This window comes from Bradyrhizobium sp. T-12 (assembly GCF_058314695.1).
This window is the reverse complement of the sequence record NZ_CM177756.1, coordinates 7,058,602-7,084,694: the sequence shown is the minus strand read 5'-3', so window position 1 is coordinate 7,084,694 and position 26,093 is coordinate 7,058,602. Positions and strand designations below refer to the sequence as shown.

At 65.3% G+C, this 26,093-nt stretch carries 24 protein-coding genes; 12 read left to right on the top strand and 12 right to left on the bottom strand.

The genetic code is table 11. The features are described from left to right. Positions 1-65: 65 nt before the first annotated feature. The 6 genes from AC0WRY_RS33790 to AC0WRY_RS33765 all read left to right on the top strand — a co-directional run bounded on the left by AC0WRY_RS33790 (position 66) and on the right by AC0WRY_RS33765 (position 6,193). Entirely contained in the window at positions 66-560 is a 495-nt protein-coding gene (locus AC0WRY_RS33790) for a Fur family transcriptional regulator (RefSeq protein ID WP_194405026.1), read from the top strand. A gap of 36 nt (positions 561-596) precedes the next feature. Beyond that, positions 597-1,550 (top strand): DMT family transporter, encoded by a 954-nt coding sequence (locus AC0WRY_RS33785; RefSeq protein ID WP_194405025.1) that lies wholly within the window; start codon positions 597-599, stop codon positions 1,548-1,550. Between the two features lie 12 nt (positions 1,551-1,562). Then, on the top strand, positions 1,563-2,846 hold the full coding sequence (ispG, locus tag AC0WRY_RS33780; RefSeq protein ID WP_194405024.1) for a flavodoxin-dependent (E)-4-hydroxy-3-methylbut-2-enyl-diphosphate synthase: 1,284 nt from the start codon (positions 1,563-1,565) through the stop codon (positions 2,844-2,846). 149 nt (positions 2,847-2,995) lie between these two features. Then, entirely contained in the window at positions 2,996-3,892 is an 897-nt protein-coding gene (locus AC0WRY_RS33775) for a TauD/TfdA dioxygenase family protein (protein ID WP_194405023.1), read from the top strand. Positions 3,893-4,036: 144 nt separating this feature from the next. Beyond that, positions 4,037-5,374: a Rieske 2Fe-2S domain-containing protein gene (locus AC0WRY_RS33770; protein ID WP_491122485.1), complete on the top strand. Its 1,338-nt coding sequence runs from the start codon at positions 4,037-4,039 to the stop codon at positions 5,372-5,374. A gap of 3 nt (positions 5,375-5,377) precedes the next feature. Continuing rightward, positions 5,378-6,193: an N-acetylmuramoyl-L-alanine amidase gene (locus AC0WRY_RS33765; protein WP_194405021.1), complete on the top strand. Its 816-nt coding sequence runs from the start codon at positions 5,378-5,380 to the stop codon at positions 6,191-6,193. Positions 6,194-6,202: 9 nt separating this feature from the next. Here AC0WRY_RS33765 and AC0WRY_RS33760 read toward each other — a convergent pair whose 3' ends face one another. From AC0WRY_RS33760 to AC0WRY_RS33750, 3 genes are all read right to left on the bottom strand, one after another. Beyond that, a complete protein-coding gene (locus AC0WRY_RS33760; protein ID WP_194405020.1) occupies positions 6,203-7,810 on the bottom strand; it encodes a Na+/H+ antiporter in 1,608 nt (535 codons plus the stop codon). Between the two features lie 46 nt (positions 7,811-7,856). Next, a complete protein-coding gene (gene bla, locus AC0WRY_RS33755; RefSeq protein WP_194405019.1) occupies positions 7,857-8,714 on the bottom strand; it encodes a class A beta-lactamase in 858 nt (285 codons plus the stop codon). Positions 8,715-8,930: 216 nt separating this feature from the next. Further along, positions 8,931-9,305 carry a nuclear transport factor 2 family protein gene (locus AC0WRY_RS33750; protein ID WP_194405018.1) on the bottom strand — a complete coding sequence of 125 codons (375 nt, stop codon included), beginning with the start codon at positions 9,303-9,305 and terminating at the stop codon, positions 8,931-8,933. Positions 9,306-9,398: 93 nt separating this feature from the next. On the opposite strand from AC0WRY_RS33750, the gene AC0WRY_RS33745 reads away from it, so the two are divergent. Then, entirely contained in the window at positions 9,399-9,827 is a 429-nt protein-coding gene (locus tag AC0WRY_RS33745) for a GFA family protein (protein WP_194405017.1), read from the top strand. Between the two features lie 183 nt (positions 9,828-10,010). Beyond that, positions 10,011-11,837 carry a caspase family protein gene (locus tag AC0WRY_RS33740; RefSeq protein ID WP_194405016.1) on the top strand — a complete coding sequence of 609 codons (1,827 nt, stop codon included), beginning with the start codon at positions 10,011-10,013 and terminating at the stop codon, positions 11,835-11,837. A 32-nt stretch (positions 11,838-11,869) separates the two neighbouring features. Here the strand turns inward: AC0WRY_RS33740 and AC0WRY_RS33735 are convergent, their stop codons facing one another. Both AC0WRY_RS33735 and AC0WRY_RS33730 read right to left on the bottom strand, forming a co-directional pair. Then, positions 11,870-12,562, bottom strand: coding sequence for a DUF1345 domain-containing protein (locus tag AC0WRY_RS33735; protein WP_194405015.1), 693 nt, complete (start codon positions 12,560-12,562; stop codon positions 11,870-11,872). A 9-nt stretch (positions 12,563-12,571) separates the two neighbouring features. Continuing rightward, positions 12,572-13,495: a polyprenyl synthetase family protein gene (locus tag AC0WRY_RS33730; protein WP_194405014.1), complete on the bottom strand. Its 924-nt coding sequence runs from the start codon at positions 13,493-13,495 to the stop codon at positions 12,572-12,574. A 161-nt stretch (positions 13,496-13,656) separates the two neighbouring features. On the opposite strand from AC0WRY_RS33730, the gene mtgA reads away from it, so the two are divergent. The 3 genes from mtgA (at position 13,657) to AC0WRY_RS33715 (ending at position 15,473) form a co-directional block, all read left to right on the top strand. Further along, positions 13,657-14,331 (top strand): monofunctional biosynthetic peptidoglycan transglycosylase, encoded by a 675-nt coding sequence (gene mtgA, locus AC0WRY_RS33725; RefSeq protein WP_194408494.1) that lies wholly within the window; start codon positions 13,657-13,659, stop codon positions 14,329-14,331. A 163-nt stretch (positions 14,332-14,494) separates the two neighbouring features. Further along, the gene (gene rpmF / locus AC0WRY_RS33720; protein ID WP_007598106.1) at positions 14,495-14,677 is read left to right on the top strand and encodes a 50S ribosomal protein L32; all 183 of its coding nucleotides are present in this window, start codon (positions 14,495-14,497) and stop codon (positions 14,675-14,677) included. A gap of 142 nt (positions 14,678-14,819) precedes the next feature. Continuing rightward, a complete protein-coding gene (locus tag AC0WRY_RS33715) occupies positions 14,820-15,473 on the top strand; it encodes a hypothetical protein (RefSeq protein ID WP_194405013.1) in 654 nt (217 codons plus the stop codon). Positions 15,474-15,479: 6 nt separating this feature from the next. On the opposite strand, the gene AC0WRY_RS33710 is transcribed toward AC0WRY_RS33715, so the two are convergent. Beyond that, the gene (locus tag AC0WRY_RS33710) at positions 15,480-15,740 is read right to left on the bottom strand and encodes a hypothetical protein (protein ID WP_194408493.1); all 261 of its coding nucleotides are present in this window, start codon (positions 15,738-15,740) and stop codon (positions 15,480-15,482) included. A 220-nt stretch (positions 15,741-15,960) separates the two neighbouring features. Between AC0WRY_RS33710 and AC0WRY_RS33705 the strand changes: the two genes are divergently transcribed. Further along, on the top strand, positions 15,961-17,655 hold the full coding sequence (locus AC0WRY_RS33705) for an EAL domain-containing protein (protein WP_491122484.1): 1,695 nt from the start codon (positions 15,961-15,963) through the stop codon (positions 17,653-17,655). A 98-nt stretch (positions 17,656-17,753) separates the two neighbouring features. On the opposite strand, the gene AC0WRY_RS33700 is transcribed toward AC0WRY_RS33705, so the two are convergent. The 6 genes from AC0WRY_RS33700 to AC0WRY_RS33675 all read right to left on the bottom strand — a co-directional run bounded on the left by AC0WRY_RS33700 (position 17,754) and on the right by AC0WRY_RS33675 (position 26,058). Beyond that, a complete protein-coding gene (locus AC0WRY_RS33700) occupies positions 17,754-19,262 on the bottom strand; it encodes a tripartite tricarboxylate transporter permease (protein WP_194405011.1) in 1,509 nt (502 codons plus the stop codon). A 3-nt stretch (positions 19,263-19,265) separates the two neighbouring features. Next, positions 19,266-19,751, bottom strand: coding sequence for a tripartite tricarboxylate transporter TctB family protein (locus AC0WRY_RS33695; protein WP_491122483.1), 486 nt, complete (start codon positions 19,749-19,751; stop codon positions 19,266-19,268). Positions 19,752-19,906: 155 nt separating this feature from the next. Further along, positions 19,907-20,884 carry a tripartite tricarboxylate transporter substrate binding protein gene (locus AC0WRY_RS33690; RefSeq protein ID WP_491122482.1) on the bottom strand — a complete coding sequence of 326 codons (978 nt, stop codon included), beginning with the start codon at positions 20,882-20,884 and terminating at the stop codon, positions 19,907-19,909. Positions 20,885-21,087: 203 nt separating this feature from the next. Next, on the bottom strand, positions 21,088-23,955 hold the full coding sequence (locus AC0WRY_RS33685; RefSeq protein ID WP_491122481.1) for a PAS-domain containing protein: 2,868 nt from the start codon (positions 23,953-23,955) through the stop codon (positions 21,088-21,090). Between the two features lie 208 nt (positions 23,956-24,163). Beyond that, positions 24,164-25,039, bottom strand: coding sequence for a GNAT family N-acetyltransferase (locus AC0WRY_RS33680; RefSeq protein WP_194405007.1), 876 nt, complete (start codon positions 25,037-25,039; stop codon positions 24,164-24,166). Between the two features lie 38 nt (positions 25,040-25,077). Next, the gene (locus AC0WRY_RS33675) at positions 25,078-26,058 is read right to left on the bottom strand and encodes an amino acid--[acyl-carrier-protein] ligase (protein WP_259218070.1); all 981 of its coding nucleotides are present in this window, start codon (positions 26,056-26,058) and stop codon (positions 25,078-25,080) included. Between the last annotated feature and the right edge of the window lie 35 nt (positions 26,059-26,093).

Sequence of the window (26,093 nt, the reverse complement as noted above, 5' to 3'; positions counted from 1 at the left end):
GGCTGACAGCCGCCGCGCCCGTCGCGCTTTGGGTTCCATCGGCGAAATGCTAGAAGCTGTGTCGCATGACCCCCGCGAAGACGGCCTTTCCCGCGCCAGACCACGATCACGGCCGCTGCACCGCGGATGCGCTGGCGCATGCCGAGGAGGTCTGCGAGCAGCGCGCGCAGAAATTCACGCCGATCCGGCGCCAGGTGCTGGGCGCCTTGCTCTCCAGCCACCGTCCGCTCGGCGCCTATGAGGTGATCGACGAATTGGCCAAGTCGATGCCGCGGCCGGCGCCGATCACGGTCTACCGGGCGCTCGATTTCCTGATGGCCAACGGCCTCGTGCACCGCATCGAAAGCCGCAACGCCTACCTCGCCTGCGCCGCGCACGACCATGACGCGACCTCGGCGGTGGCGTTCCTGATCTGCGAGCGCTGCGGCCTGGTCGGCGAGATTCCCTCGGCGTCCTTCGCCGGCGATCTCAATGCCGCGGCGCGCAGCTCGGGCTTTGCTCCCAAATTGTCCGTGGTGGAGATCACGGGCGTCTGCACCCATTGTCAGAAAGCTGCTTGAAGCAACAACGGCGCAAAGCCGGATTTCCAGGAAGACATGTCCGCAACCCAAGCCAACCTATCCGCTGCACGCCCCCTCAGTGCCGGCGCCATTGCCCTGATGCTCATGCTGTGCCTGACCTGGGGGTTCAACCAGATCGCGGTGAAGCTGGTGCTGCCGGACATCCCGCCGATGCTCCAGGCCACGATCCGCTCGGCGGGCGCGCTGCCGGTGCTGTTCATCATCGGCACGCTTCGCGGCGTCAAATTCTTCGAGAACGACCGCACGTGGAAGCCGGGCCTGGTCGCCGGGCTGATGTTCGGCATCGAATTCGTGCTGATCTTCCAGGGCCTGCGCCTCACCTCGGCCTCGCGCGCGGTGGTGTTCCTCTACACCGCGCCGTTCTTCGTCGCGCTCGGCTCCTATCAGGTGCTCGGCGAGCGGCTCGGCGCCTCGCAATGGCTGGGCCTTGCCATCAGCTTTGCCGGCGTCGCGCTCGCAATCGGCGTGCCGCAGCCCAATGTCGATTCACATGTGCTGCTGGGCGACCTCATGATCGTCGGTGGTGCCGCGCTGTGGGCGGCGACGACGCTGGTGGCCAAGGGCACGCGGTTGCGGTTCGCTGCGCCGGAGAAGGCGCTGGGCTATCAGGTCGCCACCTCGATCCCCATCCTGGGGCTGGCGGCCTGGCTGTTCGGCGAGACCATCACCCACACCCCGGCGCCGCTCTCGCTCGGCCTGATGGCGTTCCAGGCGATCTGGGTGGTTGGAACCACGTTCACGCTTTGGTTCGCTCTGGTGAAGGCCTATTCGGCCAGCAAATTGTCGGCTTTTACCTTCATCACCCCTTTGTTTGGCGTGGTGGGTAGCTATTTCATCATGCACGACACCCTAAGCTTGGCGTTCGGGGCGGCTGCTGTCCTTGTAATTGCTGGGCTTTTTCTGGTTAACCGTCCGAGCCAAACGGCTGCGGCGCCAGCTGATGCATTGCTGAACGTCACCAAAACCTGATATTTGGACCCCATGAACAAGCCCGAAACCACCATCGATTCCGATCTCGCGGGACCCGCACCGCGCCATCGTACCACCCAGGTCAAGGTCGGCGACGTCGCCGTCGGCGGCGGTGCGCCGATCGTCGTGCAGTCGATGACCAACACCGACACCGCCGACATCGACGGTACCATTGCCCAGGTCGCAGCGCTCGCGCGCGCCGGCTCCGAAATGGTCCGCATCACCGTGGACCGCGAGGAAGCTGCGGCCGCCGTTCCGCACATTCGCGACGGCCTCGCCAAGCGCGGGATCACGACGCCGCTGATCGGCGACTTCCACTATATCGGCCACAAGCTGCTCGCGGCCTATCCGGCCTGCGCCGAGGCGCTCGCCAAGTACCGCATCAATCCCGGCAATGTCGGCTTCAAGGACAAGCGCGACACCCAGTTCGCCGACATCATCGAGATCGCGAACAAGAACGGCAAGCCGGTCCGCATCGGCGCCAATTGGGGCTCGCTCGACCAGGAGCTCCTGACCAAGCTGATGGACGAGAATGCCGCCTCCGCCAATCCGCGCGACGTGCGCGCGGTGACGCGCGAGGCCATGGTGCAGTCCGCGCTGCTCTCGGCCGCGCGCGCCGAAGAGCTCGGCATGCCCAAGAACCGCATCATCCTCTCCGCAAAGGTCTCGGCGGTGCAGGATCTGATCGCGGTCTATCAGGACCTCGCCAGCCGTTCCGATTACGCCATCCATCTCGGCCTCACCGAAGCCGGCATGGGCTCGAAGGGCATCGTGGCGTCCTCGGCCGCGCTCGGCATCCTCTTGCAGCAGGGCATCGGCGACACCATCCGCATCTCGCTGACGCCGGAGCCCGGCGGCGACCGCACCCGTGAAGTGCAGGTCGGCCAGGAGCTCTTGCAGACCATGGGCTTCCGCACCTTCGTGCCGCTGGTCGCGGCATGCCCCGGCTGCGGCCGCACCACCTCGACCACGTTCCAGGAGCTGGCCCGCTCGATCCAGGATTTCATCCGCGACGAGATGCCGGCGTGGAAGACGAAATATCCCGGCGTGGAAGAGCTCAACGTCGCGGTGATGGGCTGCATCGTCAACGGCCCCGGCGAATCCAAGCACGCCAATATCGGCATCTCCCTGCCGGGCACCGGCGAAGCCCCGGCCGCGCCCGTGTTCGTCGACGGCAAGAAGTTCCGCACGCTGCGCGGCCCCACCATCTCCGCCGACTTCAAGGCGCTGGTGATCGACTATATCGACCAGCGCTACGGCCAGGGCGCCAAGGTGCCGGTGACCGCGGCGGAGTAGGCGCCTCCTCAACATTGGATCGTAGGGCGGGTTCGCGCAGCGTAACCCGCCTTATTTTTTTTGCGGACGCGAAGTGGCGGGTTACGCTTCGCGAACCCGCGCTACGTTGCTACCATGGCTCCCAATCAACAATGATCGGGAGACACGCCATGAGCTCACTCGCCGGCAAGCAGGGTCCGCGCTATCGCCACACGGCCGAGGACGGCGCGCCTTACGAGACCATCGCGGTCGAAAAGCTCACGCCCATCATCGGCGCGGAGATCTCCGGGATCGACATCGGCTCGCTGGTTGATGGCGACGCGCGCTCCAACCGGCAGATGGACGAGATCCACCGCGCGCTTGCCGAAAACCTCGTCATCTTCTTCCGCGACCAGCACATCACGCCGCAGCAGCACCTCGCCTTCGGCCGCAAATTCGGCGAGCTGCATTTTCACCCCGCAGCGCCGCATGAGGACGAAGACCCCGCCCTGATGAAGATCTACGCCGACAAGAACTCGCCGCGCGCCAATGGCGAGGGCTGGCATTCCGACGTGTCCTGCGATCTCGAGCCGCCGATGGGCTCGATCCTCTACATCAAGCAATGCCCGCCGCGCGGCGGCGACACGCTGTTCGCCAACATGTATGCGGCTTACGAAGCCTTGTCGGACCGCATGAAGGCCTATCTCGACGGCCTCACCGCGCTGCACGACGGCGAGCCGATCTACCGTGGGCTCTATGCGAATTATGGCGTTGCCGATCGTCCCTCCTATCCGCAAGCCGAGCATCCCGTGGTGCGAACCCATCCGGTCACGGGCAAGAAGGCGCTCTACGTCAACCGCGGCTTCACCCGCCACATCAACGGCATCCCGCGCGATGAGAGCGATGCGATGCTGGCTTATCTCTACCAGCACGCCGAGAACCCGCTGTTCCAGTGCCGCTTCCGCTGGACCGAGAACGCGATCGCGTTCTGGGACAACCGCTGCACCCAGCATCGCGCGATGTGGGACTACTGGCCGCACACGCGCTCCGGCACGCGCGTGACGGTGAAGGGCGAGCGGCCGGTCTAGGGCTGCTTGTGCCCCACGCAGCGCAGCGCTGCTTCAGCCTCATTTCACGCCGCGCCGCGTCGGGGGACAAGTGCTTCGTTCTTGCGTTGACGTCCTCCTGCTCCCGCGCCAATCTTCCCAAAAAACACATCGGGAGGCTTCTTCATGCTTCGCGCAGAGGACAATAAATTCCTGACCGAGGCCGGCCCCGGAACCGGCATGGGGGAATTGCTGCGCCGCTTCTGGATTCCCGTCCTGCTCTCGGAAGAACTTTCCGAGCCCGACGGCGATCCGAAGAAGATCGTCGTGCTCGGCGAGGAGCTGCTCGCCTTCCGCGATACGCGCGGCGTCGTCGGAATCATCGACCAATACTGCCCGCATCGCGGCGCCAATCTCTGGCTGGGGCGCAATGAGGAGTGCGGCATCCGCTGCGTCTATCATGGCTGGAAGTTCGACACCGACGGGCGCTGTGTGGACATGCCGACCTCCTATCCCGATCTCAATGCCAAGGACCTGATCCGCATCAAGTCCTACCCGGTGCGCGAATGGGGCGAGATGATCTGGGCCTATATGGGGCCGCTCGAAGCCATGCCTGAGCTGCCTGATCTCGAAATGGCGCTGTTGCCGGAATCACACCGCTACGTCAGCAAGAAATGGCAGGACTGCAACTGGGTGCAGGCGCTGGAGGGTTCGATCGACACCGCGCATTTCACCTTCGCCCATCTCTCCTTCGACAAGCAGGAGAACGAGATCCTGGACATCAAGAAGCATTTTGTGAATCCCATCGCGCGAATGTCGAGCGATCACATGCGCTGGATCGCGGAGGACCCGCGCCCCGTCATCAAGGTCGCTCCGCACGAGGCCGGGCTGACGATCGCCGGCGGCCGGCTCACCGGTGGCGACAACATCTACTGGCGCATCGCGCAGTTCCTGATGCCGTTCCATGCCTATGCCCCGAGCGCGATGCCGGGCGAGAATATTTTTGGCCAGACCTTCGTGCCCGTCACCGATACCAATTGCTGGATCTACACCTATGTGTGGAATCCGGAACGACCGCTCTCGCAAGCCGAGCGCGACGCCTATGACCACGGCAACGGCGTCATCGCGGAGGTCGACGACAATTACGTGCCGCTGCGCCACAAGGGTAACGACTACCTGATCGACCGCAAGCTGCAGAAGACCCGCAGCTACACCGGCATCAAGGGCGTCTCCGAGCAGGATGCCGCCGTGCAGGACAGCCAGGGCCCGATCGCCGACCGCACCCGCGAGCATCTCGGACCGACCGATCTCGGCATCATGCATTTCCGCAAAGTCGTGATGGATCTGGCCCGCGCGCTCCAGAAGGGTGAGCCGCCGCCGCAGGCCGCGCATCAGGATCGCTATGCGGTGCGCTCCGGGGCCTGCGTCACCAGCAAGTCCAAGGATCTGCCCGCCGTGATGCTGGAACGTTTTGGCGATGTCGCGGGCTTCGTCGGCCGACCCAGGACCGCAGCGGCGGAGTAACGCGTGGGGCAATCGCGCAGCATCATCGCCGGACTGGTCGCCGCGATCCTGTTGTCATGGCTTGCGCCTGTTGGCCGCAGCGAGGCCGCGGCCGCGCGAAAGGCCGCCAAGGCCACGCTGAAGCAGCCGCAATCATCGGCCAAATGCGAGATGCCGAAGTTCCGGATCGTCGTCGATGTCGGGCACACCCCGGACTCCTACGGCGCACTCAGCGCGCGCAACGATCCGGAGTTCGGCTTCAACCTCGTTCTCGCGCGCCTCGTCACGGCGAAGCTGAAGGCTGAGGGTTTTGCGGCAACCCGCCTGCTCGTCACCGACGGCAAGGCGCGGCCGAGCCTGTTCAAGCGGGTCAGTGCCGCAAATGACGGCCGGGCCGATCTCTTCCTGTCGATCCATCACGATTCGGTCCCGGACAAATTGCTCGAGACCTGGGAATTCGACGGCGCGAAGAGCTATTTCAGCGATCGCTTTTCGGGCCACTCGCTGTTCGTGTCGCAGCAGAATTCGCATTTCGCCACCAGCCTGAAACTGGCCCGGATGATCGGCAGGCAGTTGAAGGAACAGGGCCTGCATTATGCCAGCCAATATACCTTGCCGCTGATGGGCCGTTACCGGCGCCAGCTGCTCGACAAGGATGTCGGCGTCTACCGCTATGACGGGCTCGTCGTTCTCTCACGGACCAGCAGCGCCGCGGTGCTGCTCGAAGCCGGCTCCATCATCAACCGCGACGAGGAGATGGCGATGAACTCGGCGGAGCGGCATGAGGTGGTCGCGGGCGCCGTTGCGGCTGCGATGAGGGAGTTCTGCGAGAGGCGGTAGCTCACGACGCTAAAGCGGCACGTCCCGATACTCCCGGTTCGCCAGGCCCGCCTCCTCCAGATCCAGGTCGCGCTCGATCCGTCGCCGTGTCTCGTCGGTGATCTGGCCGTCGCGCAGCAGGTTGTGAATGAATTTGCGCTCGGCGGCGATCAGGTCGCGGGTCAGCGCGGTGCCGGCGGCGGAAACGTCATGGCGGGTGGGATCGAGCGACTCCGGCAGTTGGTTGGCGCGAATCTCGTGACGTGCACGCAGAAGCCGCATGACCTCGTCCGAGACGTCCTTCGCCTCGGTCATTGCGTCAAGCGACTTCAGCGCGGCGTCGAGCGCCTGGCGCCGTGCCGCGATCTCGGCCTCGTGCTCGGCGACATGCTCGTCGCGGCCGGCCTGCGCGACACCGAGCCAGCGCACCACCGGCGGCAAGGTGAGGCCGACGCCGATCAGCGTGACGAAGATGACGCCGAAGGCCACGAACAGGATCAGGTCGCGATACGGGAAGGCTTCGCCGCCAGGCAGCGTGAACGGCAGCGCCAGCGCGGCCGCGAGCGACACCGCGCCGCGCACGCCGGTGAAGGCGAGCACGAAAGGCCACTGCCATGGCGGCGACGGATCGCGCTCGCGCAGCGACTTGCTGAGCATTCGCGGCAGATAGGTTGCAGGATAGAGCCAGGCGAAGCGCGCCGTCACGACGATCACCAGCACCACGGCGGTCGCGATCAGGATGTCGTCGAGCGGGAACGCCTTCGATTTCTCGTAGAGCGCGCGCATCTGAAAGCCGGTGAGCAGGAACAGCACGCCCTCGATCAGGTAGATCACGAGATCCCAGAAGAAGATGCCTTGCAGGCGCGTCGCCGACGAGATCAGCAGCGGGCCGTTCCAGCTGACATAGAGACCGCAGGCGACCGTCGCGATCACGCCGGAGCCGCCGACATGCTCGGGCAGCCAATAGGAGACGTAGGGCGTGATCAGCGACAGCGTCAGCTCGACCTGCGGATCTCCGGACCATTTGCGGAAGCGGAGGGAGAGCCAACCGACGCCGATGCCGAAGGCGATCTCGCTGGCGACGATGAGGAGGAATTCTCCGGCCGCCAGCGGCAGCGAGAAATGCCCGACCATGATCGCGGCCAGCGCGAAGCGGTAGAGGATCAGCGCCGTGGCATCGTTGGCGAGCCCTTCGCCTTCGAGGATGACCACGAGCCGCCGCGGCAAGTTGAGCCGGCGCGCGATCGCGAGCGGCGCCACCACGTCGGGCGGCGCGACGATGGCGCCCAGCAGGAAGCCGATGGTCCAGGGCAGGCCGATCACGTAGTGGGTCGCGGCCGCCACCATCGCCGCGGTGAAGATCACCGCGCCGACCGCGAGCAGTACGATCGGACGCAAATTCTTCCTGAACTCGCGCCAGCTCATGGCGACGCTCGCCGAGTAGATCAGCGGCGGCAGCACCATCAGCAGCACCAGCTCCGGCGGCAATTCCACCGAGGGCATGCCCGGAACGAAAGCGAGGCCGACGCCGGCCAGCATCAGCAGGATCGCGGGCGCGATGTTGAAGCGGCGCGCGGCGAGTGCGGTGCCCGCCAGCACGGCGAGCAGGATGAGAAAGGTCTGAAATTTCGCTTCCATAGTGGCCTGTCTTGACCCGGAAGCGACTGCTGCGTCAATGCGCGGCTTACGCCAGCCGCTCGGCCACCATGCGCCCGATCCGCGCGAACACGGCTTCGATCTGCGCCGCATTCGGCGTGCCACCCTGGGTATAGGCCGTGATCAGGATCGGCGTGTCGGGTTTGGGCCAGACGACCGCGATATCACCCGATGCATCCTTGCCGTTGTTGCCGGTCTTGTCGCCGATGGTCCAGCTTGCGGGCAGGCCGCCGCGCAGCCGGTTCGCGCCGGTCTTGCAGTTCACCATCCAATCCGTAAGCAGGGCGCGCGAGGCCGGCGACAGGGCTTCACCCACCACCAGGCGCCGCAAATTGCCCGCCATCGCTGCCGGCGTCGTGGTGTCCTGGGGATTGCCCGGCGGTGAGCGGTTGAGCTCGGGCTCATTATGATCGAGCCGCGAGGTGCTATCGCCGATCGAACGCCAGAATGCCGTGAGGGCAGCCGGCCCCCCGATCCGTGCCAGCAGCAGATTGGCGCAGGTATTGTCGCTGAGCTCGACGATCGCCTTGCACATCTCGGTCACGGACATCGTGCCGGCCGCGAGATTTTGCTTGGCGACCGGTGCATAGTCCAGCAGATCGGCCTTGCCGTAGGGTATCATGGCCGCCAGCTGCTCCTCACCGCGATCGACCCGTGCCAGCACGCAGGCCGCGAGCGAGGCCTTGAACGTCGAGCACATCACGAAGCGCTCATCAGCGCGCCAGGCGAGCTTCCTGCCGGTTGCAAGGTTCTCGGCATGGACCCCGATCCGCCCGCCGCTCTCGCGCTCATAGGATTCGAGCTCGGGCGGCGCCTCGGCTGCGAATGCGGGCGATGCGGCCATCCAGACGAGCGAGGCGAGCAGGGAACGGCGGTCGAGATGCATGGGGGGCTTTCAGGGAAGAGGAGACGGAAGAAATAGCGCACGCTTCATCCGCGCCGTCATAGCGAGCGCAGCGAAGCAATCCAGAGTCTGTCCGTGGAGGGATTCCGGATTGCTTCGTCGCAAGAGCTCCTCGCAATGACGGGGCGAGAGACTTACGCGTCGCGGAGATTGGAGGGTGAGCGCGGCAGATATTGGGCAGCGGACGATCAGGCCCCGTCACTCCCTCAAATCATAGCGATACGATTTCGATACGATCTGCCAGCCGTCGGCGAGCTTCATCGCCACCAGATAGTCGGTGAAGAAGCGCGGCGGCAATTGGCACCGGACCTTGATGAAGGCGGTCTTCTCGTCGGAACGGTCGATGGTGACGATGAAGTCCTCGCGCGGCTTGCCTTCGGCCTTGCCGGAGGGGCGCTTGCGCACACGGTCGAGCCAGTCGGGCACGGTCAGCACCTGCAGCTCACCCTTCTCGACCCAGCGCAAATCCGCCGAGGGATGGAAGATGGCGCCGAGCTTTTCGGCGTCGCCCTCGTAAAGGCCGTCAAAATAGCATTGCACGACGGCTTCGACGCTCGAGCGGTTCTGGTTCATGGGTCATCCTTTTGCATGATGGCTTGCGGCGAACTTAGTCGTAGACATCAAAATGCGCTATGGGTGTGTCAGCCATTTGCGTGAGGCGTCGCCATGACCGGATCAGAAAATTCGAACGCTCGTATCCTGATCGGCGAATGCTGCTGCCGCACCGTGCGCTTCGAGGTCGCCGACGCATTCTCCTATGCGATGAACTGCCATTGTTCGAATTGCCGTCGCACCACCGGCTCCGCCTTCAAGCCGTTCGCCGGCATCGCGCAGGACAAGCTCCGCATCGTCCGGGGCGACGACCAACGGCTGATTTTCGGCGACGACACCACCCACGACGCGCATTGTGCGCGATGCGGATCGCTGCTTTATTCCCGGGTGCGAGATGGACAATGGGTCCATGTCGCCATGGGAACCCTGGTCGATACCCCCTCGATCCGGCCGAGCGCCCATATTTTCGTGGCCTCGAAGGCGTCCTGGCACGACATTACGGACAATCTGCCGCAATATCGGGGGCATATCGGCGATGGCTAGGGGAATTTGGTCCGCACGCCGGCTTGGCCGCGAACCGCGACCGGACTGGCGCGACAAACAGAGGGGGACTTTCGGGCTGTCGCCGGTGCTGTCTTCGTGACCTCCATCACAAGCGCCGCCGCCAGATCCTGCTAAAGCGGTCCCAAAGGGGCTCGAAACGTCCCGAACTTCGGAAGTTGTGTCATGCGCAATCTGCTCAGACTCTGCCCGCTTCTCCTCGCCGCAGCGCTGCTGTTCGGCGCAGAGCCCGCGTTCGCGGGCAACCGCGTCGCGCTGGTGCTTGCCAACTCGGCTTATCGGCACGCGCCGTCGCTCACCAACCCCGTCAACGACGGTGCGGTGATGGCCAAGACGCTGAAAGAGGCCGGTTTCGACACCGTCGATTACCGACACGATCTGTCGGCCCAGGAGACGCGGCGCGTGCTGCGCGATTTCGCCGACGCGACCCGCAATGCCGACATTGCCGTGGTTTACTATGCCGGTCACGGTATCGAGGTCGAGGGTTCCAATTACCTGATCCCTGTCGACGCCAAGCTCGAGCGCGACACCGACGTCTATGACGAGGCGCTCTCGCTCGATCGCGTGCTGGTTGCCGTCGAACCGGCAAAACAGCTTCGTCTGGTGATCCTGGATGCCTGCCGCGACAATCCGTTCGGCAAGACGATGAAACGTACGGTGGCCTCGCGCGGCATCGGCCGTGGCCTCGCCCAGGTCGAGCCGACCAGCCCCAACACGCTGATCGCCTATTCGGCGAAAGCCGGCTTCACCGCCCAGGACGGTGACGGTGCCAACAGCCCCTTCACGGTTGCACTGTCGAAATATCTGACGACGCCGGGCCTCGACGTTCGCCGCGCCTTCGGCTTCGTGCGCGACGAGGTGCTCAAGTCGACCGGTAACAAGCAGGAGCCGTTCGTCTACGGCTCGCTCGGCGGCGACGACGTGCCGCTGGTTCCGGTCAAGGTCGCGGCGGCCGCACCCGTGGCGCCCGTGGCGAACCCGCAGGCCGATATCCGCCGCGACTATGAGCTCGCGCTCCAGGTCGGCAACAAGGCGGCATGGGACGCCTTCCTCGCCCAGCACCCCGATGGTTTCTATGCGAACCTCGCCAAGCTCCAGGTCGAAAAGATCGGCGCCGAGCAGGCCCACGCAGCGGCGATCGCAAAGGCGAAGCAGGCCGAGGCCGAGCGGGATCGTCTCGCCGCCCTCGGCGCCCAGAAGGATGCGCAGGCCAGAGCCGCAGCCGATGCCAAGGCCGCCGAGCAGGCGCAGCTTGCCGCGCAGAAGACGAAGGAGCAGGCACAGCAGCAGGCTGCTGCCGCCGAGCAGCAGCGCGTCAATCTCGCCGCTGCGGCCCCGAGCGCGGCGCCGGCCAGCACGGCGAGCCCCGCCGGCACCAACGTCGCGTCGCTGACGCCGGCGACTGCGCCGGCCGATCTCAGCCGCTCGGTGCAGACCGAGCTCGGCCGCGTCGGCTGCTTCTCGGGCGCAGCCGACGGCAACTGGAGTACGTCCTCGCAGCGCTCACTGTCGCAGTTCAACCGCTACGCCGGCACCAAGCTCGACGTGAAGGTTGCGAGCACCGACGCGCTCGACGCCGTCAAGGCCAAGCCGTCGCGCGTCTGTCCGCTGGTTTGCGAGCATGGCTTCAAGGCCGACGGCGACAAGTGCAGCAAGATCGTCTGCCGCGAGGGCTATGCGGTCAACGACGACAATGAGTGCGAAAAGCAGCGTGCGGCCAAGCCGGCCAAACCCGCGACGGCCAAGCGCGACGACGGCGATGAGCGTCCTGCGCGGCAGCGTCGTCAGGCCGGCGGTGCGGCGGCCGGGGCCGCGGGTGGTTATGGTGCTGCGGCCGGCATTGCCGCTGCCGCTGGCGCCAGCCGTGCCTCGGGCGGCGGGCAGATGTTCTGCAACAGCACCGGCTGCCGTCCCGTCAGCCGCGGCTGCCATCTCGAATATCGCGGCGGTGGCGGCCCCTCCAATGACGCCAATGCCGAGGTCTGCAACTGACAATTCTGATCGTCCCGGCAACGCCGGGACGATCAGTTCGAAATCGCGCTCGCCGCGATATTCACGGTCAGGGCCAGCAGGGCCGTGTTGTAGATGAATGACACGATCCCATGCGCGGTGGCCGTGCGGCGGATGGTCTTGTCGGTGATGCCGACGTCGGAGACCTGCGCGGTCATGCCGATCACGAACGAGAAATAGACGAAGTCCCAATAGTCGGCGTGGTCTTCCTTGTCGCCGCTCGGGAATTGCAGGCCGCCGGGCTTGGCGCCGCGGTAATAATCATGCGCGTAATGCAGCGCGAACGTCGTGTGCACGGCGGCCCATGACAGCGCGATGGTGGCAATCGCGATCGTGAGCTCCCACACGCCGCGATGCGGCGTGCCGAGCTCGGAGACGATCGCGGCGATGCTGGCGAATGCGCCTGTGGCCGTCACCAGCAGGATCAGGAAGCGGCCGTCGTCCTGCATCGCGGCGGAGCGGCGGATGTGCTGGTGGTCGTTGCACAGCATCATCGCATAGACCAGCACGAGATAGACCGCGATCAGCGCATCCCAGCCGAACAACAGGCGGGTCACCAACCGGTACGAGCCCGGCAGCAGCAGGCCGACCAGGATGCCGGCCGCAACCGCGATGAAGGTCCGCGGCCGCGCATAGATCAGCCGCACCGGTCGCGACATCTTGCGGAAGCGGGCGAGGGCGGGATCTTCCTTGCCGTTGCCCGCCATAGCAGCGCGTCAGTTCTTCCGCTCGGCGACGAAGCGCGCGGCGGCCTGCAGCACGGCGGCGCGGTCGCCGAAGATCGACACGGCGCTGTCGGCCCGGGCGAGCAGGTCGCGCACGCGCTGCTTGGCGCCTTCGATGCCGAGCTGGGTGACGAACGTGGTCTTGCCGAGCGCGGCATCGGCGCCGGCCGGCTTGCCGAGCGCGGCGGCATCACCTTCGACGTCGAGCAGATCGTCGGCGATCTGGAAGGCCTCGCCGAGCGCGCGGCCGTAATCGTCGAGTGCCTGATACTCTTTCTGCGAGGCCTGGCCGAGAATCGCACCGGCGATGCAGCCGTAGCGCAGCAGCGCGCCGGTCTTCATCTGCTGGATGCGGGCGACATCGATCGGCTCGTTGCCGCCGAAGCGGCCTTCGCCGGCGAGATCGAGGATCTGGCCGCCGACCATGCCGCCGATGCCGGCGCAGCGCGCCAGCGCGCGTGTCAGCAGGAGGCGCACATTGGCGTCGCGATGGATCTCGTCGCGGGTGACGATGTCGAAGGCGAGCGTCAGGAGGCCGTCGCCGGCAAGGATCGCGGTCGCGTCATCGGTCTGCTTGTGCAGGGTGGGACGGCCGCGACGCAGGTCCGAATTGTCCATCGCCGGCAGATCGTCGTGGATCAGCGAATAGCAGTGGATGCATTCGAGCGCGGCGCCGACGAGCAGGGCGGCCTCGCGCGATACGCCGAATACGGCCGCGCTCTCGACCACCAGGAACGGCCGCAGGCGCTTGCCGCCGTTGAGGCTCGAATAGCGCATTGCGTCCATCAGTCGCTTGGGCCGGGCGATCTCATCGTGCAGGATGTCGTCCGACAGCAGGCGCCCGAGCAGGGCTTCGGTGTCATCAGCGGTCTTGTCCAGACGTTTGGCGAAATCGGACGGGGACGTGCCGGTCATCAAGAAAGGCTCCAGAACTAAAATTCGGCGGGACAATCCTTTATGCGCCCGCCCCAGTCAATCGTTTGGAAGGCCTAAAAAGTGCTGGAAAAGGCCCGAATTATCACAGACTTAATGGGGTGATCCGTGGCCGCTTCTCGTTCCATGCCGGAAAGGTCGATTTGCGCATCGTCAAAATCCTGCTCGTAGCGCTCGCGGTCGTCATTCTCGCGCCTTATGTGATCGCGCCGTTCTACCGCATCGGCCATCCCGTTTCGACGCTGATGGCGTGGCGCTCGCTCCGCGGCGCGCCGATGCAGCGGGAATGGATCGATCTGGCGGCGATGTCGCCCTATCTGCCGCGAGCGGTGATCGCAGCCGAGGACGCCCATTTCTGCAGGCATCACGGCATCGATTGGGGCGCGCTGCGCGAGGCGATCGACGATGCCCAGGAGGACGGTACGCCGTTCCGGGGCGCATCGACGATCACCCAGCAGGTCGCGAAAAATCTGTTCCTCTGGCAGGGGCGGGATTTCGTCCGCAAGGCGCTCGAATTCCCACTGGCGCTCTGGATCGATCTCGTCCTGCCCAAGCCGCGGATCCTGGAGATCTATCTCAACATCGCCGAGTTCGGCCCCAAGGGCCAGTTCGGCGTCGAGGCCGGCAGCGCCTATGCTTTCGGCAAGTCGGCCGAGGACCTTTCCCCCCGGGAGGCGGCCCTGCTGGCCTCGATCCTGCCGAATCCGGTCAAACGCAGCGCCAAAACCCCCGGCCCGGGTGTCCGGCGGCTGGCGGCCACCTATATGGCCCGGGGGCAGGCGAGCTCGCTTGCCACCTGCTGGCGCGAAAATCGCTGATTTTGGGCCCATTCGGAGCGTATTTTCCGGCCCAAAAGCCTAGCTTTACGCCCGGCCTTCCTCTATAAGCCCGGCCTTGATCGGCATTTCGCTCGCCCCGTTTGGGTGCTGAGCCGTCCGGCGGACGATGCCCTGATGACACCAATCCCTAGAGGATATTGAAATGGCCGTTCCGAGAAGAAAAACCTCGCCGTCGCGCCGTGGCATGCGCCGCTCGGCAGACGCCATCAAGAAGCCGACCTATGTGGAAGACAAGGACTCCGGCGAGCTCCGTCGTCCGCATCATCTCGACCTCAAGACCGGCATGTACAAGGGCCGGCAGGTCCTGAAGAAGAAAGAGTCCTGATCCCCGGACCTTTCTCCGGGCAGGAGGATTTCGCCTGCCTGATTTCGGCCCACCCATGAGATAGACGGTGACGGCGGCGGAGCGAATGCTTCGCCGCTGCATTGTTCTGTCCGGATATCATGCTTGAGAAGGCATTTTGCCGATGGTCGGTTTCCCGCTGCTTCTGATCCCGCTCGCGGTGTACAACATCATCGCTTTCCTGATGCCCAGCGTGTCCTTCTCGGACGTGCTGTTTCGGGTGCCGATGATCACGGGCGAGGCCTGGCCGGTCACGCTGGCCGATCTCATGCTCGCGCTCGGCGTGGTGCTGCTGTTGCTCGAGGTGGTCAAGGGCGCGCGGCCCGGATCGAAATTCCTGATGGACCATCTGCTGTCGCTGATCATCTTCGGCGCGGCCGCGGCCGAATTCGTGATGTGGCCCAAATTCGGCAACTCGACCTATTTCCTGCTGGTGCTGCTGGCGATGGCGGATTTCCTCGGCGGCATTGCCCAGCGCACGCGCCGCCGCGTCACCTATGTCGCCGAGACCACGGTGCCGGCGCCGCGCAAGGCCAAGCGCCAGGCCGAGGCGCCGGTGGAGGATGCGGCGTCCGAGCGCAAGTTCGAGCCGGTGATTGCGTCGCAGCCGGTGCCGGGAGAGCCTCCCGCACCCTCGGCGCAGTCCGTCGCGGAATCCGTGCTGATGGATCATCCTGCGCCCAAGCCCGTGCAGGGCGCGTCTTCGCCGGAAATTCCCTCGCCGCAGCTTCAGCCGGGTAACGGCACGCCGCCGTCTTCCGAGACGCCGCCGCGCTGACCGGCCTCAAGCCACCTGCCGTGTCCGTGCGCTGACGCTCTGCAGCGGGCGTTTGCCGCCATAGGCCATCTGCACGTCTTCGAAAGAGCCGCGGCGCAGCCGGCTCGCCTGGGGCAGCTGCTCGGCATTGGCGATGAGCTGGGTGACGAAGCTCGGATCGGGGCGCAGTATCGGCGTCTTGTGCACCCAGCGTAATGTCGGCATCAGCGGGACCAGGGCCGTGCCGCCCTGCCGCTTGATCTCTTCGATTCCATCCGTCGTCGCCATCGCAACACCGTTCATCAGGTTGAGCTGGCGCGTTTTCGGACATCGGCGCCGGTGCATGTGATGGTCTCGCAAGGCCTATGCCGGCCGAGCTTAATCGTTCCTGGGCGGCTCGGAAACGTGGTTTCCAAATTGTTTATGAACTTTGCCTAGGGTCGAAGGCGAATCTGGTCCTATTCTGTGCCGGCCCAGGACTTACCCGCTGTCCCGAAACGAGGCGATCTTGACCCCTGCATTGCCGCAAGCCTCCGACATTCTGGCCGCGCTCGGCCAGGCCGTGTTCGCCTGGGACGTCGCCAGCGATGCCATTGTCTGGGGTGACCAGGTCGCCAGCATTTTTCCCGGCATTCCCACCAAGCGCCTCGCGACCGGCGCCGAATTTGCCAAACTGATCGAACCCGCGCCGTCGCTGCGGACCACGGCGCTGGCGCAGACGTCCGCCGTGCACGGCGCCGACGGCACGCCCTACCGTGTCGAGTACGGCGTCCGTATGAGCGCCGCCGATCCCGTGATCTGGATCGAGGAGACCGGCCGCTGGTTCGCCGGCCCCGACGGCCGCCCCACGCGCGCGATCGGCTCGATCCGTATCAACAACGAGCGCCATGCCCGAGACGAGGAGCTGACCAAGCTGGCACGGCTCGATCCGTTGACCGGCGAGCTCAACCGCTCGCACCTGATCGCGGCGCTGGCCGAGGCGATCGAGGAGACGACCCGCTTCCGCTCCACTGCGGCGTTCATGCTGGTCGGCATCGACCATCTCGCCCGCGTCAACGACGCCTTCGGCTTCGACGTTGCCGACGCCGTGATCCTCGACATCGCCAAGCGCATCCGCTCGCGCCTGCGTGGCGGCGACGTGCTCGGCCGCTTTTCCGGCAACAAGTTCGGCCTGATCCTGAAGAACTGCAGCGTCGACGACATGAACGTCGCCGCCGAGCGTTTCCTCGCCGGCATTCGCGACGAGGTGGTGCCCACCAAATCCGGCCCGGTCTCGGTCACCGCCTCGATCGGCGCGGTCAGCCTGCCGCGCTACGCCCGCAACACCGACGAGGCCGTCAACCGCGCCCATGAGACGCTGGACGCCGCCAAGCGCCGCCGCGCCGGCTCCTTCGCGGCATGGCGTCCGGATGCCGCGCGCGACGCGCAGCGCCGCGTCAATATCCGCGTCACCGACGAGATCGTCACCGCGCTGAACGAGCGCCGCATCAAGCTGGCCTATGAGCCGGTGGTGTCGGCCGCCTCGCGCGAGCGTGCCTTCCACGAATGCCTGGTGCGGATGGACCAGGGCGGCGGCCAGGTGCTGCTCGCGCCCGACATCGTGCCGGTCGCCGAACGGCTCGGCCTGATCCGCCTGGTCGATCACCGCGTGCTCGAGCTCGTGGTCGCCGAGCTCGCCGCCGCCCCCGACATCTGCCTCAGCCTCAACATCTCGCCCGATACCACCATGGATCCGGACTGGTGGGCGGGAATCGAATCGCTGATGCTGGCCCATCCCGGCGTTGCCGAGCGGCTGATCGTCGAGATCACCGAGACGGTCGCGATCCAGGACATCGACGACGTCCGTGGCTTCGTCACGCGGCTGAAGAATTTCGGCAGCCGCATCGCCATCGACGATTTCGGCGCCGGCTACACCTCGTTCCGAAACCTGCGCAAGCTCGGCGTGGACATCGTCAAGATCGACGGCGCCTTCGTGCAGAACATCACCCATTCCGCGGACGACCGTGCCTTCGTGCAGACGCTGATCGATCTCGCGCGACGGCTCGACATCAAGACCGTGGCTGAATGGGTGCAGGACGAAGAGGCAGCAAGCATGCTGCGCGACTGGGGCTGCGACTATATCCAGGGCCGCCTGATCGGCTTGGCATCGGCAGAGCGGCCGTGGGGCGCGCCGACGGATAGCGCGCTGCCGGCGGCGGGGTAGCGTGTCACGCTAGAATTTTCCCTGTGAAATCAATCCCCCATCTACTGTGCATGGGGTTGTTTTCGCGAAATTGCATCTTAGCCGACCTCTGCAAAACGTCACGCCCCCTCGTCCAGCGCCACCAGCTCGCGCTTCTTGCGCAGTGCGGGCAGGAGCGGTGCGATCAGCAGCATCATTGCGAATGCGAGGCACACCGCCGAGATCGGCCGCTGCACGAAGGTCCAGAGATCGCCCTGCGACAGGATCAGCGACTTGCGTAAGTTATTCTCCATCATCGGTCCCAGCACGAAGGCCAGCACCAGCGGCGCCGGCTCGTAGCCGAGCTTGCGCATGAAATAGCCGATGATGCCGAACGCGATCATCACATAGACGTCGAACACGTTGTTGCTGGAGCAGTAGACGCCGAGAATCGTGAACAGGATGATCAGGGGAAACAAGATGTTGTAGGGCAGCTTGAGCAGCTGCACCCACATGCCGATCATCGGCAGGTTCAGGATCAGCAGCATGACGTTGCCGATATACATGCTGGCGACGATGCCCCAGAACAGGCCGGGGTTTTGCGTGATCAGCAGCGGCCCCGGCTGCAGGCCGTGAATGACGAAGGCCCCGAGCAGCAGCGCCATCACCACGTTCGGCGGAATGCCGAGCGTCATCAGCGGAATGAAGGCGCCGCCTGCCGCCGCGTTGTTCGCCGATTCCGGCCCCGCGACCCCTTCGATCGCACCATGGCCGAAACGCTCGGGCGTCTTCGACAGCCGCTTCTCCAGCGCGTAGGACGCAAAGGAGGCCACCACCGCGCCGCCGCCCGGCAGGATGCCGAGAAAGAAGCCGAGAATGGTGCCGCGGCCGACCGGGCCTGCGCTCGCCTTCCAGTCCTCCCTGGTGGGCAGCAGGTGCGTGATCCTGGTGTTGATGACGTCGCGCTTGATCGCCTGCTCGGTGTTGAGCAGCACCTCGGCGACGCCGAACAGGCCCATCACGACGGGCACGAGCCCGATGCCGTCGATCAATTCCATGCGGCCGAAGGTCAGGCGCGGCTGCGCCGTGATGCTGTCGAGCCCGATCAGTCCGAGCACGACGCCGATGCACGCCATCAGCAACGCCTTCGGCATCGAGCCCTGGGTCAGGAAGGTGAGCACGACGAGGCCGAGCACCATCAGGCTGAAATATTCGGCCGGGCCGAACGCAATGGCGACGCTGGCAAGCTTCGGCGCGACCAGCATCAAGGCGATCAGTGCGAACGTGCCCGCAATGAAGGAGCCGAAGGCCGAGATGCCGAGCGCGGGGCCGGCGCGGCCCTGCTTCGCCATCTGGTGGCCGTCGATGCAGGTGACGACGGAAGCCGCCTCGCCGGGGATATTGACCAGGATCGAGGTGGTCGATCCGCCATACATCGAGCCGTAATAGATGCCGGCCATCATGATGATGCCGGATTCCGGCGTGCCCGACAGCGTCACGGGCAGCAGCAGCGACATTGCCGAGATCGGCCCGATGCCCGGCAGCACGCCGACCAGCGTGCCGATGAAGACGCCGATGAAGCAATAGAGCAGGTTGACCGGCAGCAGCGCGACGCCGAATCCATGCGCGACGTTGACGAGTGTATCCATGGGTCAGCCGATCCCGAACAGGCCCGAGGGCAACTGGATCAGCAGCAGCCGCTTGAGCACCCACCACATGCCCATGGGCACCAACACGGCGATCGGAATCGCCAGCGTCCAGCGCACCGGATCGATCAGCCGCAGCAGCAGCAGCATCAACGGGATCGACGACAGCAGAAAGCCGAGCGGCTCCAGTACAACGGAGAATGCCACGAGACATGCGATCAGCAAGAGCGGCTTGCTCCAGCGCACATTCTCCCAGCGCGAGGCCAGCGTCGGGCCGCCCTCGGTGACCGCCGAGACGATGATGGCGCCAGCGAACAGGCACATCAGGATGCCCGTGTAGAACAGCACGTAGCCGGAGCCGGGATCGTTGATGGTGCCGAGCTTGAGCTTCATGCCCGACCAGATCACGAAGCCGCCGAGCGCGAGCCCGATCAGCCCGCCCCAGAGCTCGGAATTGTCGAGGCGGAGTTTGACGTTGGTTTGGTTGGTCATCGACACCCTCTCGGCCGTTCCCCGGACGCTGCGCGGCACGAAGTGACGCGCTGCAGATCCGGGGTCCATGGATGCTTGGCAGGATGGGTCCCGGCTCTGCGGTGCACCGCTGAAGAAGCGCTGCACCGCGTCCGGGACACGCTGGTGGCTCAGTCCTACTTCTTCGCCAGCCCGAGCGTCTCGATCACCTTGCGCTCGGACTCCGTGACCTCGACGACGAACTTCTTGTAGTCCTCGGTGTTCTTGTAGTTCGGCACCATGTCGTATTTGGCGAGCGTTGCCACGACGGCGGGATCCTCGACCGCCTTCTTGAAAGCATCGTGCAGCTTGGCGACGATCTTTGGATCGAGGCCCTTCGGGCCGGCGATGCCGAACGGGGAATCATAGACCATGGGATAGCCGAGCTCCTTCAGCGTCGGCACATCGGGATAGTTCGGCGAGCGTGAGCCGGTCCACACCATCAACAGGCGCAGCTTGCCGGCGTCGACCAGCGGTCGCCATCCCGTGGAATCGGCCTGAAGCATCGTGTGCTGTCCCAGCACCGCGGCGTTGGTCTCCGCGCCGCCCTTGAACGGGACTTGCGTCAGCTTGATGCCGGACATTCCGGCGATCTGCTCCATGCCGATATGCAGCGAGGTGCCGGCGCCCGGCGTGGCATAAGTGACTTTGCCCGGGTTGGCCTTGGCGAACTCCACCACGTCCTTCCAGCTCTTGAACTGCGACTCTGCGCTGGTGGTCACGCCGAACGTGTAGCCGGTGAGATGGACGATGTAGGTGAAATCCTTGGCCGGATCCCATGATACCTCCTGCATCAAGGGCAGGCGGAAGACTGTGATCGGAATCTGCGAGATGGTGTAACCGTCGGGCTTCGCGGCCGCGGCCATGGTCGCGGGCCCCACAGTGCCGCCGCCACCGGCCTTGTTGTCGATCACGATCGGCTGCCCCAGCACCTTCGAGGCGCTGTCGGCGATGGCGCGCATCGAGATATCGGTCGAGCCGCCGGCCGGCCATGGCACGATCAGCGTGATGGGTTTGGTGGGATAGTCCTGCGCCATTGCGGCGGTCGAGAGCAATGTGCCCAGGACAGCATGCATCGCGGCAAATGCGATCGTCTTCAGCCGGTATCGCGGCATCGGAATTCCTCCCTCGGGGCCGCTTGGGGGCCGCCGTTCTTCGTTCTTGTGAGAGGATTGTTCCCGAAATCGCGGGAGAAGAAAAGCGCGTTGCGCGATAGGCGCGCGGCGGTCGGTGCAGCAATGCCGGTCAAACCGGCACATGCGACAATTCGTCGTTTGGCCGTGTGCCGAGAGGCGGAATTTGAGCGAGCAGAAAGCCGTTACGCCACGCGCCGGACCGTGTTCAGCGTCTCGATGGTGCGGCCGACTTCCGATGCGGGGCAGGGCTTGCCGAAATAATAGCCCTGCACGGCCGTGCAGCCGCATTCGCGCACGAAGTCGAGTTGCTCCTCGGTCTCCACACCCTCAGCCGTGGTCTCGACGCCGAGCACGGAACCGAGGCTGGCGATGGTGCGGACGATGGCAACGCTCTCGGGGCTTTCGCCGAGCGTGCCGACGAAGGAACGGTCGATCTTGATGCGGTCGAACGGAAATTTGCGCAGGTAACTCAGCGAGGAATAGCCGACGCCGAAATCGTCGAGGCTGACGCGGACGCCCAGCGCGCGGAGCTGGTGCAGGATCTCGATGGTCGCTTCACTGTCGTCGAGCAGGGCCGTCTCGGTGACTTCGAGCTCGAGCCGCTGCGGCGGCAGGCCGGCTTCGGCGAGAGCGCTCGTGACCATTGCCACCAATCCGCGCGAGCGGAATTGCACCGGCGACAGGTTCACCGCGACGGCGACACCAGGCCAGGACGCGGCGGTCGCACAGGCGCTGCGCAGCACCCATTCGCCGAGCGGCACGATCAGCCCGTTTTCTTCCGCGATCGGAATGAACTCGGCCGGCGAGATGAAGCCGCGCGACGGATGTTTCCAGCGCAGCAGGGCCTCGAAGCCGGTGAGCTCCGACGAATCGAGCCGCATCTGCGGCTGGAACACCAGGTGGAATTCGCGTGCCTCCAGCGCGCCGCGCAGATCCTGCTCGAGCGCGTGGCGGCTGCGCGCCTCTTCCTCCATCTCGGGCTCGAACAGCTGATAGGCCCCGCGCCCCTTGGCCTTGGCCTGGTACAGCGCGAGGTCGGCGCATTTCATCAGCTCGTCGGCATCGAGCCCGTGATCGGGCGCGATGGCGATGCCGACGGAGGCGCCGACATGGATCGACTGGCTCTCCAGCGGCGGGGGACGGCCAATGATCTCGACCAGGCGCCGCGCAAGCTTCTCCGCCGATTGTGGTTGCGGCCCGCGCTGCAGCACGGCGAATTCGTCGCCGCCGAGACGCGCGACGGTGTCGTGCTCGCCGACATTCTCCTTCAGGCGCGCCGCGACCCAGCGCAGCAGGCGGTCGCCCGCGGCATGGCCGAGGCGGTCGTTGACCGTCTTGAAATTGTCGAGGTCGAAGCACAGCACCGCCATCGCGCCGCCGGCGATCGCGACCTGGTTCAGACCCTCGCTCATCTTCTCGCGGAACAGCGTGCGATTGGGCAGATCCGTCAGAGAATCGTGCCGCGCCATATGCGCCACCCGGGCCTGGGCCTTGTGCCGCTCGGTGACGTCCTCATAGGTGACGACCCAGCCGCCTTGCTCCATGCGCTTGTGATTGAGCTTGATGATGCGGCCGTCGTTCAGGTGCCGGTGCAGCGTGTGCTCGCCCTCGCGCAGCCGTTCGACATAGTCGGCATAGAGCCTTGCCCCCGTCATGTTCGGGTGGATGCCGAGCTCGCAGCTATGCTCCATGATCTCGCGCATCGAGACGCCGGGCTTCACGATGTCGGGCGACAGGCCGTACATCTCGATATAGCGGCGATTGCAGACGATCACGCGCAGGCTCGAGTCGAGCATGCACAGACCCTGGCTCATGTTGTTCAGCGCCGCGTCGAAGCGGCGGTACTGCTCGCTCAGCTCCCCGATCGCATGTTCGCGCTCGGTGATATCCTCATAGGTGGCGACGAAGCCACCCTCGGGCAGCGCGCAATAGCGTACCGAGATGACCGCGTCGTTCGACATGCGCCGTCGCATCGGCGAGCAATCGCGGCTCGCGATCCGCGCGCGGGCAGCTTCGAGGATCTGCTGCGGGCTGTATTCCGAGGCAAACGCGCCGTTCGCTATCGAACGCTCGATCAGCTCGGCGAGATGCGTGCCGGGCCTGGTCTCTTCCGGCGACAGCAGGTAGATCTTGCGATAAGTGGTGTTGCAGACGCGCAGGCGCATGTCGCTGTCGTAGAAGGCGAGCCCGTGCGCCATGTTCTCCAGCGCCGCGTCGAGGATGAAGTTCTGCTGCCTCAGCGTCTCCTCATATTGCAGCCGCTCCGTGACATCCTCGTGCACGGTCACCCAGCCCCCATCGGGCAGGAAACGGGAGACCGTCTGCACCATGCGTCCGTCATAGCGCATCACCAGCATGGTCTTGGCCCGCCTGGCGCGCACGTCCTCCAATCTGGAATGCTGGAATTCGTCGGCCGGCATGCCGGGCATGTTGCCGCGCGACAGCCAATGGTCGAGCACCGCATGATGCGAGACGCCCGGTTTCACGATTGCGGGATCGAGGTTGTAGAGGTTCAGGAAGCGCTCGTTGCAGACGACGACGCTGCTATCGGCGTCGTACATGATGAGGCCGTGCGACATGTTGGCGAGCGCGTGCTGGCTGCGCTCGGTCTGCACGCGCAATTCCGCTTCGAGCCGGGCGAGGCGGGTGACATCGTCGCAGATCGTCATCCAGCCGCCGCCGGGAAGCGGCTTCAACTCGAGCGACATGACGAGGCCGGTGGCTAGCCGCTGCTCGGTCCGGAACGGTTTTCCCCCCGCGATCTCCGCGATCCGCGCCGAATAGAGCGCATCGATCTCGCTTTCCGGAAAGTTGCCGCGGCCGGCGCTGTGCGCGAGCACCTCGCGGTAGCTCGTCCCCACCCGCACGATGTCGGCCGACATGCCGAACAGGGACAGGTAGCGTTGGTTGACCAGCACGATCCGGTTGTCAGCATCGTAGACGCAGACGCCCTGTTCCATGTGGTCGAGCGCAAGCTGGCTCAGCGCGACCAGGGCTTCCGGGCCCTGCTCGCGGCGCGCACCAAGCTCGTTGTCGCAGGTCGGAATCATGGGATCGGCAGGATCTCGGCGGGCAATAGACTTAACGCAACCTAATTCAGCCACCGAGGGTAACGAAGAGGCCGGAAAATTCCCTTAAGCGCAGTAGTTTACGGGAGGTGACCGGCGATGGAGAGAGGGGCGGAATGCCGAGGCGCCTGCAAGAGTTGGCCGGCAGGACGCGGCAAATTCCAGTGATGATTGGGTCCGAAAGCCTTCGCTACGGCCCGTACAACACGAGTTCCGTATCCGTGAGATCGCCGAGCTGCGGCCGATGCGGGCCCTTGAAATATTTGCGGCCGCGCCGCTCGGTATAAATACCGACAAGGCCGGGAACCGGTCCATTGGAATCGATCGCCACCGCGATCTTGCCGAGCCGAAGCAGCAACCGGCCGATACGGCCTGCGCAGGCGGAATATTCCGCGGCGCTACGGCAATAGATCAGCTTCATCGCTGGGGGCGCAATGAAGCCGCGGCGGATGCGCACCGGTTGCAGAATGAACGGAAATGTTCCTTTCGGCGTGCGGCAGACGAGGCTGAGGCAATTGTAGCGCGCATGCCGCGTCAGCAACTCGGTTTCGGCTTCGGAAAGTCCCTCGATCGTCTTGGCGTGAGGCGAGATGACCTCGATCTCGCTCCAGCGCGGGACGCGCGCCAGTGCCGGCACCGAGAAGAATATGCCGCGGCAATAAGCGCGAAAGCCCTGGGTCTCGATGATCGGCCAGGTCCACGGCGCCGGGCTGATGTTGAAATAGGTCACGTCCTTGTGCCGCTGGGCGATCTTGGTCAGCAGCGGGGCGTAGTTGCGGTAGGCCGGATCGACATACCAGCTGGACAGGTTGCACTGAATGGCGGTCTCTTCGCCGTTCTTGCGTTCCGTATAGATCAGCAGCAGCACGCCGACCGGCGTGCCCTCATTGTCCAGCATGTAGCCGAAGCGCGGATAGCCCTCCGGCACGGGCCGGAAGGCCTGCCGGCGCAGGCCCTGGATCCAATAGTTACGCGAGCGGCCCACGAAGCCACGCGTCAGCAGGTCCGCGACCGCTTCTGCGTCGGACTCGGTGATCTCGCGGCATCGGATTTTGGTGTGGATCACGCTCGTCTTACCCGTGGAAATGGCAGGCCTCGTTCGCTTTAGCGCCAACCTTCGCCATGGGCGCCGACCGTCGCCGACGGCTGCATGCCCATGATCTCCCGCACTTTGGCGGGCCAAGCGGAAAGGTCGGTGCCGTGGGTGTGGAACATGGCGACCGCCAGACGATCCATGCCGAAGGCGACGCACCCCGTGTGGGCCGGCTCGCCATTGGCATCCTGGATTCCCCAGGTCGTGCCGAAATGCTCGCGGTGATAGTTGAAGCTCATGCAAGCCGTCGGCTGCTCTTCCGAGCGCAGCGGAATGAGGAGCTCGAATTTGAGCTGCTGCTGCTTCTGGCTCACCGCCTTCATCTGTCCGACGCGGCCGAAGAAGGGGTCGCTGGCATAGTCGACGCGGAAGGTCAGGCCGAGGTCCGTCGCGATCTTCTGCGCGCGCACCATCCAGCGCTCGCGGAAGTCGGCGACGTCGTCGGGCGTGCCGATGCAGACATATTCGCGCATCCGGAACGATTGCAGCCGGTCGAGGTGCTTCGACGGCTCGCGGCGGAAGCAATCCGCGGCAACGTCGAAGCGCAGGCCGCCCTTCGGCAAGGGGCCGCGGCTCGCCGCGATCGGATAGACCGGGTAGCAGGCAGCCGGCGACAGCACGAGATCGGCGGGCGAGAGCGAGGTGGTCCAATCGCCGCCGGCATCGAAGCGGCTCACCGCGGCGTTGATCTCGCGCTCGGTGCCGTGCAGGCCGCAAACGCAGCCGAGCAGGTTCGGAAAGCTCTTGAGGTAGCCGGATTTTTCCAGCTGGGCCCGGCTCATCACCGGCGGGAAGCGCATCACCTCGGTGCCGGCCTCGCGATGGCCGGTGATGAGCGCGGCGAGCTTCTCGACGACGCCTTCATAGAGCGCGGTGCGGGCATAGACGCCGTCGGCGCCCATGCGATGGAACAGCTTGTCGGCGAGATGATCGAGCGGATCGATCATCTGCGGCGCGGTGGCGGGCGAATCGGGGAGGACGGCAATGTTCATGGTTCGGTGTCCTGCTATCTCAAAATTGTTCTTGT